The sequence below is a fragment of the Marisediminitalea aggregata genome (genome assembly GCF_900129565.1).
Classification (GTDB): Bacteria; Pseudomonadota; Gammaproteobacteria; order Enterobacterales; family Alteromonadaceae; genus Alteromonas; species Alteromonas aggregata.
In genome coordinates this window covers 37,771-53,440 of sequence record NZ_FQWD01000008.1, presented here as the reverse complement: position 1 = coordinate 53,440, position 15,670 = coordinate 37,771, and the positions used below count along the sequence as shown (strand labels likewise).

The 15,670-nt window shown below is 46.4% G+C and carries 13 protein-coding genes; 8 read left to right on the top strand and 5 right to left on the bottom strand.

From position 1 onward, the window contains the following. Nucleotides 1-86: 86 nt before the first annotated feature. On the bottom strand, nt 87-3,254 hold the full coding sequence (locus BUB81_RS20050; protein WP_073325146.1) for a TonB-dependent receptor: 3,168 nt from the start codon (nt 3,252-3,254) through the stop codon (nt 87-89). Between the two features lie 539 nt (nt 3,255-3,793). Here BUB81_RS20050 and BUB81_RS20045 point away from each other — a divergent pair. The 5 genes from BUB81_RS20045 to BUB81_RS20025 all read left to right on the top strand — a co-directional run bounded on the left by BUB81_RS20045 (nt 3,794) and on the right by BUB81_RS20025 (nt 8,627). Beyond that, nucleotides 3,794-4,606 carry a type 2 periplasmic-binding domain-containing protein gene (locus BUB81_RS20045; protein ID WP_245819301.1) on the top strand — a complete coding sequence of 271 codons (813 nt, stop codon included), beginning with the start codon at nt 3,794-3,796 and terminating at the stop codon, nt 4,604-4,606. Continuing rightward, a complete protein-coding gene (locus BUB81_RS20040; RefSeq protein WP_073325144.1) occupies nt 4,603-5,574 on the top strand; it encodes a hypothetical protein in 972 nt (323 codons plus the stop codon). Before BUB81_RS20045 ends, BUB81_RS20040 begins: the two co-directional genes overlap by 4 nt. 274 nt (nt 5,575-5,848) lie before the next feature. Beyond that, entirely contained in the window at nt 5,849-6,472 is a 624-nt protein-coding gene (gene udk, locus BUB81_RS20035; protein WP_073325143.1) for a uridine kinase, read from the top strand. A gap of 10 nt (nt 6,473-6,482) precedes the next feature. Further along, nucleotides 6,483-7,691, top strand: a complete 1,209-nt coding sequence (locus BUB81_RS20030; protein ID WP_073325142.1) for a NupC/NupG family nucleoside CNT transporter — start codon at nt 6,483-6,485, stop codon at nt 7,689-7,691. Nucleotides 7,692-7,787: 96 nt separating this feature from the next. Continuing rightward, on the top strand, nt 7,788-8,627 hold the full coding sequence (locus BUB81_RS20025) for an isopenicillin N synthase family dioxygenase (protein WP_073325141.1): 840 nt from the start codon (nt 7,788-7,790) through the stop codon (nt 8,625-8,627). Between the two features lie 19 nt (nt 8,628-8,646). Here BUB81_RS20025 and BUB81_RS20020 read toward each other — a convergent pair whose 3' ends face one another. Next, the gene (locus tag BUB81_RS20020) at nt 8,647-9,579 is read right to left on the bottom strand and encodes a M28 family peptidase (protein ID WP_073325140.1); all 933 of its coding nucleotides are present in this window, start codon (nt 9,577-9,579) and stop codon (nt 8,647-8,649) included. 5 nt (nt 9,580-9,584) lie between these two features. Next, nucleotides 9,585-10,754, bottom strand: a complete 1,170-nt coding sequence (locus BUB81_RS20015) for a tetratricopeptide repeat protein (protein ID WP_073325139.1) — start codon at nt 10,752-10,754, stop codon at nt 9,585-9,587. 167 nt (nt 10,755-10,921) lie between these two features. Between BUB81_RS20015 and BUB81_RS20010 the strand changes: the two genes are divergently transcribed. Then, entirely contained in the window at nt 10,922-11,689 is a 768-nt protein-coding gene (locus BUB81_RS20010; protein ID WP_073325138.1) for a ParA family protein, read from the top strand. Between the two features lie 68 nt (nt 11,690-11,757). Here the strand turns inward: BUB81_RS20010 and BUB81_RS20005 are convergent, their stop codons facing one another. Then, entirely contained in the window at nt 11,758-12,387 is a 630-nt protein-coding gene (locus BUB81_RS20005) for a LysE family translocator (protein ID WP_084526763.1), read from the bottom strand. A 179-nt stretch (nt 12,388-12,566) separates the two neighbouring features. Between BUB81_RS20005 and grxB the strand changes: the two genes are divergently transcribed. Beyond that, complete coding sequence (gene grxB, locus BUB81_RS20000) at nt 12,567-13,223, top strand: glutaredoxin 2 (protein WP_073325137.1); 657 nt, start codon at nt 12,567-12,569, stop codon at nt 13,221-13,223. A 113-nt stretch (nt 13,224-13,336) separates the two neighbouring features. Here the strand turns inward: grxB and BUB81_RS19995 are convergent, their stop codons facing one another. Beyond that, entirely contained in the window at nt 13,337-13,555 is a 219-nt protein-coding gene (locus BUB81_RS19995) for a hypothetical protein (RefSeq protein ID WP_073325136.1), read from the bottom strand. A 119-nt stretch (nt 13,556-13,674) separates the two neighbouring features. Here BUB81_RS19995 and BUB81_RS19990 point away from each other — a divergent pair, with 119 nt between their 5' ends. After that, nucleotides 13,675-15,660: a methyl-accepting chemotaxis protein gene (locus BUB81_RS19990; RefSeq protein WP_073325135.1), complete on the top strand. Its 1,986-nt coding sequence runs from the start codon at nt 13,675-13,677 to the stop codon at nt 15,658-15,660. The last annotated feature ends 10 nt before the right edge of the window (nt 15,661-15,670 follow it).

The window sequence follows — 15,670 nt, the reverse complement described above, 5'->3', positions numbered from 1 at the left end:
GATTGCCAGTCTTGTCGAATTAAGCATAAAAACAAAAAACCCCGCATCAGCGGGGTTTTTTAATGTTTCAACTTATAAAGCTGCGCTTAGAAGCTGTATTTAACACCCATGCGGATTTGCCACAGAGACTGCTCTGTAAAGAAACCATTCTGGTTTGTATTACCGCTTAAGAACTCATTGAAAGTATAAGTTCCGTCGCTGTTCAAAGAAGCATCGAGGACTGGTGCAGACACGAATGGACCAATGCGGCGTACGCCCCAGTCATCATTCAGGAAATTGCCAACATTCTTAATAATGAAGTACGCGTTCGCTTTGTGCCCTTCCATGAACCCTGGCAGCTGTTGATCGATTCTGAAATCAACACGAGTGTACCAACGGGCATTTTGTGAGTTTCTGCCAGCGATTTGACCGCGAGCAAGGCCTGCACTGTCGATGAATGCATTAAACTCATCCAGGTTGAAACCATCTGCATAGGTTACAATTGGATCGTCTACTTCTGGAATGTATAGCAACGCATTATCCGTACCGTACTGTGCTTCACCAATGTTTATGCTGTCAAAGGTATACGAGAATGGACGACCTTTCTGGCGTGAACCAAACAGTGAGAAGCTCGTTTTGTAACCATCGATAAACTCAGCAGAGTAACGGAAATTGAACGTGAAACGGTGTGGAACTTCGTAGTTAGAAGTCGCCAGACCAGGGTTCAATGGATCAGATGATGCAAAGTTAGTAAAGTTTGAGTACGCAACAGAACTTGCCATAGGCGTTACGTCTTCAGACTTGTTATACGCATAACCAACGTTTACGCTAAGGCCAAAGTCATATGTCTTGTCAGCTGCAACTGAAATGGTGGTCGATTTACCATCCTGAGCAGCATTGGTTAATACTAGGTCACTCTTACGGAAGCTGCGGAAAACCGGGTCGCCATCGCTATCAGAACCAACCTGAATATAATCATAAATAGGTCGACCGTCAGCTGCATAAGTCACATTTTCAGTGTCATAACCAACGTTGACAATTTGCGCGCTGTCTCGTTTTTGGCTGTGCAAAATATCAGCTTGGAAGGTATAGTCATCTTCAGTTACCCATGTAAAGCCTAAGTTAAACTTATATTCACTAGGGATTTCGAAGTTAGGATCGACCGCGTTAGTTGAAGGCTCATCACCTAAAGACGGATTAGCATTAGCAACTTGGTCATACATTTCCTGGATAGGATTGTAAATCAGACGACCGTCACCAGAAATTGGAACGTTTACGCCATTTTCGTCAAACAGGTAAAAGTCACTTCGATAAGTATCGATGTTGGTAATACCATCATTTGAGAATGAGTTAGACAACCAAACGTTCGGGTTACCACCAGAATACAAGCCAACGCCACCGCGCAATTCCATGCTGTCATTCAGCACGTAGTTAAAACCAAAGCGTGGTTGTAATAAATCTATCCCATCAAAGGTTGCGGTATTGTCGAAGCCATACCGGTTAGCAAACACTTCATTGTATTTAGGCTTATCGTCGCTTGTGTACTTGTCGTAACGCAGACCAAACAAAAGTGTCAGGTCATCAATAACCCACTCATCCTGTATATAGAAAGTTTGAGTCTCATAAGTAAAGCGTTGTGCGGCATCCGAAGGATTGTTTGTACCTGCAGAGTTGTTGTAATAAATATCGTCAACCCGGCCGTTTTCAAAATCATCAATAGTATCAAAACGATACTCACCGATGGTGTGCTGCATGAATAAGTTAAAGGCTTCCAGAGATTCCCACTCGAAACCCGCAGTAACAGTGTGATTGTCAAAGTAATAAGTACCAGCAATCTTAGCAGTACTGCTGTTCCAGTCCATTTCATTAGATTGACGAGAGTCATCCGGACCGATATACACATCAGCACCGTTAACGCGGTCAATACGGACTTCACCAAAGCCACTGTCTTTATCTAACGAGTTTTGACGGTTTGTTAAACTGATTTTTCCTAGACGCACTTCAGTTGAGAAATTGTCAGACCAGTCTGAATAAAGTGACGCAACGGTTGAATTTAGTTTCGCGCCAACTTCATAAAAATGGCTGCTCAATGACAACGCAGTAGAGTAATCATCCGACTGGTCGATACGGAAGCCATCATTGTAGTTATAAACTAAAGAGGCGCGGTGATTATCGTTGATGTTCCAGTCTAGTTTAACCAGTACTTTTTCATCTTCAACCGGCATTGAACCCGGCATGCCACCGATATCGTAATCATAAACGTCGGCTGCAATCTGACGAATACGATCTAAGTCTTCTTGAGATACCTGGTTACCAAAAGGTCCGTAAGAAAAGATTTGTGCTCCTTCAAGTTTTTCATACGCACCAAAGAAAAACAGCTCGTCTTTGATTAAAGGGAAACCAACGTTTACGCCGTAACGTTTTTCAGTAAAGTCGCCGGTATTAACATCAGTATCTTCTACCTTGTCGCCCATTAGTGAATCACTGGTATAATCAAAGAACACACTTCCGTGTACTTCATTAGTACCAGACTTAGTTACTGCGTTGATGTTACACGCTGTAAAACCACCGTATTGCACGTCAAAAGGTGCCAACTCTACAGCCACCTGATCGATAGCATCAAACGAAAATGGCATTCTAACAGTTGGGTAACCGTTTTGGTTTAAACCAAAACTGTCGTTCATACGCACGCCGTCAACAGTCAGTGAGCTAAAGCGTGGGTTACCACCACCACAAATGATAGCTTCTTCGCCGTCACTTTCGGAAATGCTGATACGTGGATCTAAACGCACGATATCTTTTAGGTCACGATTGGCTGCAGGAGCACTCTGAATATCGTCTAAATCGAAAATAGAAGCAGGACTTTTTTGGCCAAAAACGTTTGAGCCAATTTGCGAAGCCGTTACTTCAATACGCTCCATGCTGGCGTCATCAGTCAGTGCCAGATTCAATACCAGTGGCTCACCTAGCTGCAAATAAACATCGCTAATGGTTTTATCGTCGAACTTATCTGAATCTAATTCAATCGTGTAAGGACCACCTACACGCAAGCCTTGAAGGCTGAATTGACCGTTCGCACCAAGTGTAATAACTTTTGATGAACCTGAAGGCATGTGGGTAATCGTTACCGTTGTACCCGCAGCAGGATTACCCATAGGACCAACTAAAGTCCCTTTTATTGAAGAAGACGTTTCTTGCGCGATTGCTGCAGCTGAAAGGCCAACAGACATCGCTACCGCTATCGCGACGCGATTTAACTTAGATTTTGTCATCATTAGTGTGTTTCCCATGCATTATATATTCATTAGGCGTCTGTCTTTACCCGCATCTCCGGAACTACTGTTGGTTACCGTGGTCTACGTATAAAGCCAATTTGTTTTTCTCACTGTCAGTAAAACGACAGTGATTTTAAGTTATCCGTAAAAGCGTAAATCGGGCCGAGATTGTTCATTATTATTGTTTCAGCAATATGACAAATCTGTTCCGGTTGCATTTCATAATGAACTGACAACGCTTAGTATTTTTATTTTTTCCTGAACAAACGGTCAAAGTTTTACTGAGCTTATAGGAACCCTCGGCCCTGCTCACAAGCCCGGGTATATTTTTCGCACAACCACAACGAATAAACAGCGGTTAAGCCAATTCAAAGTTATTTATACAAATCCCAATAAAAACAGTAAATTAATCTTTTAAAGTAAACTTATTTGTTGCAATAAATAACGTTAACTGGTCAAATTGGCCCAATAAGTAAAACTAAGCGAAAATTCTTTTGCACCCAATACGACTGAATAGAACAATTAGGACCACATTGGTCGTGCTCATTTTTATATGCTGCGCGCTGGTTGGTTTTATTCAGAATTTTCAGTCTTCACCGGCAATTCCGCCTCAAACAGCCAGCCAACTCTCGTGCGAAACGCCGCTTTCAGGTAATAAGGAAGCGTTCAATGTGTACTTAACCGAGAGTTCCATTGCAGAAATGGCGCTGCCATTATTGTGTGGCAATAAAGTAGTTCAGCGTCAGTTTGGTAATGTAAATATCACGATTGGCCGCAATGACTTTGACACATTCCGGTATATCAACCATGGGGTACCGGAACTTACACTGGTAAAAAGTAACGTAGTACTGGCGTTTGGTGCCGACCAGATTTATCACTATGACGATATAGCAGCACATCCCGACTACAGTGCCTATTTTATTGCATTAAGGGAAAAACCCCGCCTTAATAAAGAGTACCTGCTGGGAAAACGCATCGGTATTCTCGACTACCCCAGCAGCCGCTCCGGCCACATTGTGCCTAAAACCATTCTGCAGCAGTTGGGATTGAACGACAGCAACATAAAGCTGTTCTACTATAACTCGCATCAGGAGCTAAGAGGCGCCTTGCTGGCAGGCGAAGTTGATATTATTTCCAGCTACTGGGGCAAGGGAGACGAAGAGATCTTATCCCGCAATTATATTACGTCGCTGGAAAATAGTGTGCCGGGCATGCGCTGGTATTTAAAAATGCAAACCCGTAACACGGATTTGCGATGTGCTCTACAACAGGTCATTGCTGATATTTCGGCGAATCACCCAAGAAAGTACTATCACGATGTCGAGCTGATAGGGGACTGTACTGCATCATGAGAGCCTATAACCTAACCGCAGAAGACGGGTTTAAAGCAGCCGCGTTATTTATCTTCCTGTTTCTGGTCTTTCAGCTAGGGGCATTTCTTGGGCAGGCATCGGCCAGACTTTACTCGGAACATGAAACCATCGACAGGCTGCAAAGCAGAATCAGCCTGGATTTACAGTTCCTCGATGTGGGTAACAGCACATTGAATACTCCACCCAATCAATACACATTGAAGGATTATCTGAACAGGTTGAATAAAGCCCTGGCCGAACCGGAGACAGGTATTTGCCTGGTTTCAATTCAATCGGTGAGTGCAGATAACACCGCCGCTGATTTTGCGAACGCCAGGTTAACCCCCATTACCTTGCAAAACTCTGAACAAACAGTACAAATTCAGGTCGCGTCGTTGCCTTTATACCGCTACCTGGCGTTTAGTCCTTTGGCCTTTTTTGCGGCGGCGATCATGGTGCCGGTGCTGATGAACATCAGACCCACGCGCAGAGCGCCAAAAGCTGAGCCGGTTGTTATAGAAGAACCCAAAGTCGCGCTCGTGCCTAAACTCGTTATCAATTTGAACGACAAAACCATAGGCAACAGCATTAATGCCGTCACTGTGCAACTTCAAAACAAACCATTGTGCTTTTACACCGCGCTGCTGCATTATTGCATCGATAACCCCGACGCATTATTGCTTCACCACAAAGATATTCCGCCAGAATTAACCAATCAGGCAAACAAAGCGTTTGGCAGGCTGATGGATCTTGGTCACACGAAGCGTAAGCGACCTGACTTTAATGCGAATTTAGACAAAACCCTCAGTGAAATTCGCGCTGCACTGGATGAAGTGTTTGCAGGGTACAGTGAGGAAAAAGCAAAATACTACCCGCCACGCGCACAGGGTGAAGGCTCTCGCTCCAAGCAGCATTCATACGCGCTTCCACGTCTTTATGCACATGAAATCGAAGTGATTGGCGACTAGTCCCACTACTACTGATTTGACAACCATCGTATACAGCCTCAACTGACTGCAGTTAAATTAAGCAGTTTTCAAGTTGTGTGAACAGTGATAACCTGAACAAATGGTCAGCTTTTTATAGCTCGACAGAAAGTGGTGAATCAGCGATATTAAGGGTAAACTAGCCGATTATGTTGACATAAATATAATCTGGCCGGTCCTGGCACCCCACTCCCCATCTGGGCAGTAGCCGAAAAACCAGCATGTTTTCAATTACTAATAAACGACAGTAACTACAATGCAACAACCTTTAATCATTGCTATTTCTGGTGCTTCAGGCTCTGGAAAGTCATTATTCACAGAAAATCTCATTAACGCGTTTTCGGAACAAGGCCGTCCGGTACAGATCTTACGCGAAGATCATTATTATCGCGCGCAAGATCATTTGGCGATGGAAGAGCGCGAAAAGAACAATTACGACCATCCCAATGCGTTTGAGCACGAGTTGCTGAAAGCGCACCTGCGCGCACTGCGCAATGGTGAACCGATTGACTACCCGAACTACTGTTTCAAAACCCACACCAGACTGCCAAAAACCAAGCGTTTACAGCCAGCACCAGTCATTATTCTTGAAGGCATTATGTTGCTAGCGCGGCCAGAGTTACTACCGTTATACGATGTAAAAATCTTTATTGATACCCCATTGGACATTTGTCTGATGCGTCGCATGATGCGAGACATTAAAGAGCGTGGCAGAAGCATTGAATCCGTCGCCAAGCAATACGAAGCAACCGTGAAGCCTATGTATCATCAGTTTATTGAGCCCAGCCGCTTCACGGCCGACGTCGTGGTAACTCAAGGCGGTAAAAACCAAATCGCTTTGGATGTCATCAAGTCTCACATCCAGCAAGCACTTCTGTAAGGGAATACACATGATCAGTTTATTGGGCGTCGCCCTGTTGTTAGCCATTGCTTTTGCGTTCTCCAGCAACCGCCGCTCGATAAATTGGCGCACTGTTGGCGGTGCTTTTGCCATTCAAGCCATTATTGGTGCTTTTATTCTGTATTTTGAGCCAGGCATTCAACTGTTGCTTAAAACAACCGTGTTTGTGCAAAACATCATTGATTACAGTCAGGACGGCATTAACTTCGTATTTGGTCCGATCGGCGACAAATCACTGGGCTTCATTTTTGCGTTTAACGTGTTGCCCGTCATTATCTTCTTCTCTTCGTTAATTGCCGTGCTCTATCACCTGAAAATCATGAGCTGGATCATCCGAATTATTGGTGGTGCACTGCAAAAAGCCCTGAATACCAGCCGCCCTGAGTCCATGTCAGCCGCGGCAAACATCTTCGTTGGTCAAACCGAAGCGCCGTTAGTCGTTCGTCCTTTCATACCAACAATGACCCGTTCTGAGCTGTTCGCTATTATGGTGGGTGGCCTTGCTTCAATTGCAGGCTCGGTAATGGCCGGATACGCCGGCATGGGCGTAGAATTGAAGTACCTGCTGGCCGCGAGTTTTATGGCGGCCCCGGGCGGATTGCTGATGGCCAAAATCATGCAACCCGAAACGGAAACACCGAATAATGAATTAACCGAATCCCAGGAACAGGAAAACCACTACGCCAACGTGTTTGATGCTGCTGCAAGTGGCGCTGCGTCGGGGTTGCAACTGGCATTAAATGTAGGCGCTATGCTGCTGGCCTTTGTTGCCTTAATCGCCATGCTGAACGGTGTTATTGGTTGGGCAGGGGAATTATTTGGTATCGAGTCACTTACCATTCAACAAATTCTCGGCTTTATTCTGCAGCCTCTGGCCTGGGCACTTGGCGTGCCGTGGGCTGAAGCACAGGCAGCAGGTAGCTTTATCGGTCAGAAACTGGTCGTAAACGAATTTATTGCATACCTGGACTTTATTGACGCCAAAGAAGCCCTGTCGCCACTGAGCCAGGCCATTATTACCTTTGCTCTGTGTGGATTTGCAAATTTATCGTCTATCGCCATATTAATGGGCGGTATTGGTGCTATGGCCCCAACTCGACGTAAAGAAATTGCGCAACTCGGTCTGAAAGCGGTTCTGGCTGCAACCTTATCTAACCTGATGAGTGCAGCACTGGCTGGTTTTTACTTGTCGTTGTAAAAACCCTCAGACTTGATTTGTGTCAACAGGAGGGCATTGCCGCCCTCCCCGGCCGTTTTATAATGCGGCTGTAAAAAATAACGATAGGAAGACAGAATGAATTTAGTCGCCGTTGATTACCAGGCAGATAACGCTGCGGAGTTATTTGCCAAATCATTACACGAGACCGGATTTGGTGTACTTAAAAACCACCCCATCGAGCAACATGTTGTTACCGATATTTATAAAACCTGGCAGACGTTTTTTGATAGCGAAGCTAAGTTTGAGTACGAATACAACAAAGGCACGCAGGATGGTTATTTCCCACAATCTGTGTCTGAAGTTGCCAAAGGCTTCACTAAGAAAGATATTAAAGAATACTTTCACTATTATCCCTGGGGTATATGCCCACCGGATCTAAAAGCTCAGCTTGCGGATTACTACGAAAAAGCCACTAATTTGGCCTCTGAATTACTGAGCTGGGTAGAAGCGCACGCGCCTGATGACGTAAAGGCTAACTTTAGCCAGCCGTTGCCAAATATGATCAAAGACAGTGGTCAGACGCTGTTACGCGTACTGCACTACCCGCCTCTGAAAGGCGAAGAAGAGCCGGATGCCATCCGCGCTGCTGCACATGGCGATATTAATTTGCTAACAGTATTACCAGCAGCTAACGAACCCGGTTTGCAAGTTCAGCGTAAGGACGGTTCCTGGATGGACGTACCTTGTGATTTCGGTACGCTGATCGTGAACATTGGTGACATGTTGCAAGAAGCCAGCGGCGGATATTATCCATCGACGATCCACCGCGTGATCAACCCTGAAGGTGCCGATATGACACGTTCACGGATTTCGCTTCCACTGTTCCTTCACCCACGCCCGGACGTGGTGCTGTCGGAGCGATATACTGCAGAATCTTACTTGCAGGAACGTCTGCGTGAGCTAGGCGTAATCTAAACTGCCTTATATCTGCAGGCTAATCAGTATGATTGGCCTGCAGTTCTTTACCACATAACCCATCCAGCCCCTTCAGAAATCGCCAGGACGCGTCAACAACCCGGCCGTAAAATCCTTCGTTAATTCTGGACGCCGTATCTCTGGGCGTGTGATAGTAATTGTGCCTGCCGACACCAAGAAACAAAAATGGTATGCCCCGCTCAGCAAACACGGCATGATCACTGACTTTGGTGCGATCACCTTTAACAGGGTAACGACCAACGCGGTAGCCCGCATCAGTGTTGATCATGGGTAAAGAGGTATCCGTTTCAATCTGGCTTGTGAGGTCTTCGAATGCCGGATGGCTTCTCACTCCACTCACCAACAGGTCATGACGCCCTCCAGGCTGTGACAACATATCTAAGTTCAGATTAGCGAACAGGCGGTAGCTCTCAAGCACGCCTGTATTGGCAAAGGCCTTTGCCCCCAGCAGCCCATGTTCTTCAGCATCTGTTGCTAAAAACATCACGTTGCATTGCATGCTATTTTTTGTTGTTCGCAACGCCAGTTCCAACATGGCAGATACGCCACTTGCGTTATCGTCTGCACCGTTGAAAATTCGGCGACCTTTCCTACCCAGATGGTCATAGTGGGCAGTAACCAATATATATGGCGCGTCAGCATGTGAGTAAGCGCTAACAACATTTATTCCATGAACCAGATTTTTCCGTCTGCCCGGCTCTGAAAAAGTCTGCCTGAAGCTCTCCAGCCCCTTCAGAGGCGTTAGCGTCAACTGGGCAAAGCGCTGCTCAATATAAGCGCGTGCCCGTTCGGCACCTACGGTACCCGTGCGGCGCCCCTCTAAATCATCGGACGCCAAATAATGCACATCCGTAATCCATTGCTCGGATTCAATGGCATAGCAGTTCAGCGTAAACAGTAGAGTTAATAACAACGTACTACACAGCCGCATAGCGTTTAGTAGTCATCCTGAAGTGTGGTTATTCCCGACAAAACAGCAAGCTTGGCGGTGTAGCGTTCACGGTCAACATCTTGCCTTGCGTGGTTTTTTGCTCGCTGCAGATACTGTTCAGCATCTTCGAGCAAACCTCGCATGTAAGCCGTTTTACTCAGCGCAGACAAAACAAGGTGATTTTGCCTGTCTAAACGATACGCTCTGCGATAATGCGTATGGGCCTCGTTAATTTTCCCTCTGTCGTAGGCCTCATCGCCCAGAATCAAGTGATAGTAAGGATTACTCTCCCGTTGCCTCCTCACCTCATCTTCTAAAGCAGCCGCATGCACAAACTTGCCTTGATACCGATACAGCACAGCCAGGTTTTCTTTTGCCGTTAAATCATCAGGGACGTTGTGAATCGCACGTAAATAGGACTCTTCGGCCGCGTCATACTTGTTATTCATGCGATACAACACGCCAAGATTTACCCACGCTTGATCTAACAGAGGCTGCACTTCCAGGGACTTTGCAAGGTAGGCAAACCCAACTTCATGCGCCCCCTCAATAATCGCCATAGCCGCTTTGTTGTTGTAGTACATAGCGATGACATCATTGAGCTGAATGATCTTGCTATCGAATTTTTGCGACACCATGCGGCGGTCGAAATCGACGACCCTGCTATTGATAGTTTTCCCCATGTGAACATCGGTGATGGTGACATTAATATGGCCATTGAGAATGCTATAGCCTTGTTTTCTCGACCAGTATTCGGGAATTTCAACTACATTGAGCGATGCTGAAAAACCCGCTTCCTTTGCCAACGCATAGGCCATCAGGGTTAATGATAAGCAATTGGCACGACGTAAAAAGAAGGTGTCGGACACCGAATAATTTGCATCAGTAAAATAATCGATGCCCTGCTGACCGTGCTGGAAAATGGCTTCAATGAAATTATCTAACCGATCGCGAGGATCGTTTGACCACTCTGCTTTAACAGATTGAATGAAGGCGTGCGCCTCATCTGAGACATGCATGATGTCTTCCGGCGATTCCACCGATATCAAACGGGCTCCAGGAAACTTATTCCAGTAAACAGGGAAGTCCTGATTGGCAGTAACTGCAGACCTGGAAGCACACCCGGATACCATTACACAAATGCATACAAATACTAGTCGTAGAATTGGGCTCATACGCGTCTCACCTAGCTGTAACACGTCTTATAAAAGTAGCACAATTTACATAAAATTAACACTCTGAGAACAATTTACTCCGTTGCTTTTCGATCGGAATCTCTTATGCTTGTATTGATTACAAAACAATCAAACACCTACGACGAGCGGCAAAAGGAACAGGCAACATGAAACGGGTTGTGTTTAATCAAAAGGGCGGGGTTGGGAAGTCTACCATCAGCACAAATCTTGCCGCGGAAAGCGCCCGTCGAGGCCTTAAAACGCTGCTAGTTGACCTCGATGCGCAGGGAAACTCAACGCATTATGCAGGCGTGGATATTTCCGACGACACCCTAACCGTTGCGGATATGTTCAAACAAATTGTGGGCTGGTTCAGTAAGCCCCAGCCAGCTACCGCATTTGTGCAGCCAACTGCGTTTGACAATTTATTTGTTTTGCCCGCCGATCCGGCTCTGGCAACCATAGAACGCGAGCTGGAATCACGATATAAAATGTTCAAGTTGCGCGAAACCCTCGATGCGTTAAGTAAGGACTTTGACCGCATTTATATTGATACGCCCCCTAACTTTAATTTTTATTCCAAAGCGGCCCTGATTGCAGCAGATGCCTTTCTGGTTCCTTTCGACTGTGACCATTTCTCAGCCCAGGCTATCGAGCGGTTATTGGACAATGTGATGGAGATAAAAGACGATCACAATCAGGCGTTAGATTTTGCCGGCGTGATCATTAACCAGTACAACCCTCAGGCAAAACTGCCTTCAGCACTCATAGGCGAGTTGGAAGAAAAAGGCCTGCCGCTCTTTGACACCCGCCTTAGCAGCTCGGTGAAAGTAAAAGAATCACATTCGGCGCGCATGCCGCTGCCGTTTTTTATGCCCAGCCATAAAGTCACTAAGCAATTAATGGCACTTTACGAAGAGATTGAAGGCGAGTAGCGCTTATTGGTGAGCGTTGCCTGTTCTTCCCTTGGTCGCGCTTACCCAGACAGGTTTGTTCGAGCGTCTTACAACACATCCCACACCAGGGTTACACCGAGTCCGATAAAAATGAGCCCTACCAGCTGCTCCTGTCTGACCGCTATGGCCGGACTCTTTGCCATCCAAAGCCCTAATTGATGTGACAGTTGCACTACCAGCAAGTCACAACACAAAGCGATGGCGCTAAACATAAGACCAAGAACCAGCAAGTCGTTTACCAGCACATCCCCTGTGGCTTGTGTGAACTGCGGTAGAAAAGCAACAAAGAAAAGGGCTGTCTTCGGGTTACTTAGCTCCACCAACAAACTGCGTTTTACTATTGCGCCGGTTGAAGCATGCACGGGCTTGCGTAAATGCGGCGCTTTGGCGTAACGGAGTGCGCTCACCCCAAGAAAAATCAAATATGCAGCCCCCAATACCTTGATCAATGTGAACAATACCGGCACATAAAATATTAATGCCGCCAATCCAAATGCGGTGCCTATCGCATAGCTGGAAGACCCAACAGCCATGCCTAGCGCCGCGGCAGTGCCGCCGGGTTTACCGGAGCCCAGCGTGCATGCCATGATGTACAAATTAGACGGTCCGGGCGACAGACTAATCATGAGTGTCGCAACAAAGAAGGTAAGAAAAGTGTCGTAAGTTAAGGTAATCACAGTGCCGCTTTGAGAAAAAATTAGAATGTTGGTTAAGGTTTCCGGATGACAAGTTTAGATTTATCGCTACGCGATAGTGTATAGTTTTCACGTGTTTTTGTCTCAAACTATACCTGCCTGGTTCTCACGTCATTGTAAAGCGTGAAGCAAAGGCGCAGGCTTTTTATCAGGACTGTTTCATGTTTACTCTGTACCAATACCTTCATTGCCCTTACTGTGTTCGCACTGACATGGTTGCCAATTACTCCGGACTCCCTCACAAGAAGGTGTTGCTGCTCAATGATGACGAAAAAACCTGTGTGGATTTAGTGGGTGTAAAGATGGTGCCTATTCTTCAGACGGAAGACGGGCATGCAATGGGCGAAAGTCTGGATATCGTCGCAAAAATACTCTCAATGGCCCCTCCAGAAAAGCAACTTCTGCCCAAAACGACGGCCGACCAGATCACCGGTTTCATCAGTCAGTTCAGTAGTGCGATCAATCATTTGTTATTCCCGAGAAATGTAATGATTACTCAACCCGAATTTGAGACAGAAGGTGCCCGGGCATATTTTCAGAAAAAGAAAGAAAAGATGCTGGGCGTTTCATTTGACGACGCGTTTACTAGTTCTGATACGAATCTTAAAGACGTAAATACCATGCTGGCAGACATGCCACAGCTACCACTGCCCTCAGCGCGAAATAATCAGCTAGGCTGGGACGACATCTATATCTTCCCGACTCTCAGAAACCTGACCATGGTGAAGGGCCTGGTATGGCCGGCCCCTGTAAAACTATATGTGTCGGAAGTTGCCGCTCTTTGCAATATTCATCTTTATGATGAGCAAGCCGTTTAGCGCGCGAGTCCAACGCCGAAGTGCGCCACTGTTCTAGACTGGCGGTAGGACTCATTACACCCTTTGACGCGTTTTTTACGCCAACCGCCTGAAAGCACTAAATTAACCATGAATTACGGCTCAGATTGTTCGCCCGACATAGTCCGTAGCCGTTCTCGCTCATACTCTTCGTAACTCGTTTCATAGCGCTTCATACAGGCTTCCTGCTGTTGAGGTAATTCTTGCTGGCAGGCATGCTGTCGGTTTTGCATTACGCCCTGGTAAAGTTGCTTATTCGAACACCCAATTAAACCCAAACCCATTAAAAGTACTGCGATTTTTTGTCGCTTCATGGCACTTATCCCTTGTTAACGCTGCAAATTAGCGAAAGTTGTTACATTGACTATACTTCATTTCGTAATACTTACAACGCGTAGGCAGCGGTTCGACCTATATACTAAACGGAGAGATTATGTTCTGGTTGAAGCGACTGACTATTATACAAATGACCCTGCTTGCCACCGGTTTACTTGGGGTATTCTGTGTCACCCTTACCGCATTTGTATTACTCGACGATATTCAAAAGCTGCGTCACGCTAATATTGAACGACGACTGGTAACCCTGGTAGATGCCGTTGAAAAAATTGCCCACCAACACGCTGTAGAGCGCGGATTAACAGCGGGTTTTCTGGGCGCTAAAACCGAAGCAGCAAAAGCCAAAGTAGATAAACAGCGTGAAGCCGCCGATTTGGCCGTCACTACCATACAACGTCTTGCCAATGATGAATGGCCTGATGAACTTGATGTAAAGCGCAAGCTCAACGGCCTGTTTAAGCTACTTCAGGAAAAAGCCGCGATTAGAAGTGAAGTGGATGCCCTTAACGGCAAACGTGCCTTTGCATACTATAGCTATGTAAATAAGGTGGCCCTGGATACCGCCAATCTGCTGTTACTGGGAATATCAAATCGAGACGTATCCGGCACCATCTCTCACGCCCTAACCCTAGCCTGGTTAAAAGAACGCCTTGGCCAACTCAGAGGAAAAGTGAATGGTGTATTAGCCCGCCAATCTGTTAATACTCAAACGTTACTTGAGCTGGATATGTATTTTGACGGCATTACTCACTTAAGTAACACCTTAGAAGATGCGCTTAATGACAACGCTCTTTCAGAGTTCAGGCAAATCAATCAGTCTGCTGGTATGCAGTCAATGCGCAGCGTTTACGAGGCGTTACAAACTGGTAGCCCTGATTTCACGCAGCTCCCGACGTCATCTGAATGGTTTGCCACAGCTACGTCTCAAATAGGAAAAGTAAAAAGCCAGCTTGATGACACCTGGCAAACTGCCCAGCAACAATCTGAAGAAAAGGCCGCGGCAACCGAACTACATTTAACTGCGATAGCAGTTATTGCGTTGATAGCACTGATTTGTGCTGCGATTGTGATAACAACGCTGTTGCATACTTTGCGTTCTCAACTGGTACGCCTTACCCGCAATTTAGACAGTGTTGCCCGGGACGGCGATCTAACAATCGATGTGTCGCTGCCTTCCGCAAACGAACTGGGCAGTATCGCCGGTGCCATGAATCATACGCTTCAGGCCATTCGCGACCTGATTACGGGCTTAGCACAATCGGTTCAAGCCAGTACCCGACTGGGTGACCAGGTAAATCGCTCAGTGACAACCATTAATGAAGAGTCTGAAGTGACCCAACAGCGCGCCGTAAATATTGCTGCCGCAATAGAACAAATGACTGAAACAAGTAAAGAAATCGCACGGTCGGCTATTGATACACTGGAAGCCAGCAGAAACCTCGACTCGCTGGCAGATGAAGCCATGCATGCGAATCAGTCTATTCAAAGCTCCATCTCCTCACTCACTGACCAAATGGCAGTCATGGAGTCGGAAGCTAAAAACATGGGTGAGCAACTGACTGAAATCAGCAGTATTCTCGACACCATTAATTCTCTATCAGATCAAACTAACCTGCTAGCGTTAAATGCCGCTATAGAGGCAGCGCGAGCCGGAGAGCACGGCAGAGGCTTCGCGGTTGTAGCAGACGAAGTCAGACAGCTGGCCAACGCCAGCCGCAATTCATCAGATAAGATTTCCTCGCTACTCGACTCTCTACAGCAAGTCAGCCTGAATGTAATCCGCGGCATTACCAAAAGCGCTGATGGTGCCAGAGCTTCTTTAGAATTAACCAATCAGGGCGAAGTAACGGCCGAGAAAGTGAAAGCCAGTGCCAGCCAGTTAGAAAACCAAGCCAATTCCATGTCAGCCGCCGCTGAGGAACAATCCATGACGTCAGAGCAAATAGCGTCAGATGTGGTGAGCGTTCAGGAAGCCGCTACACAAGAAGTAAAAGTAGCGGAAGACTTACAAAGAGTGACGCTGGACTTGCAAGCGAACAACGCCGTACTAGCGAAAACCATGGAGAATTTTCGTTACCAGTAAGCCCAACTCA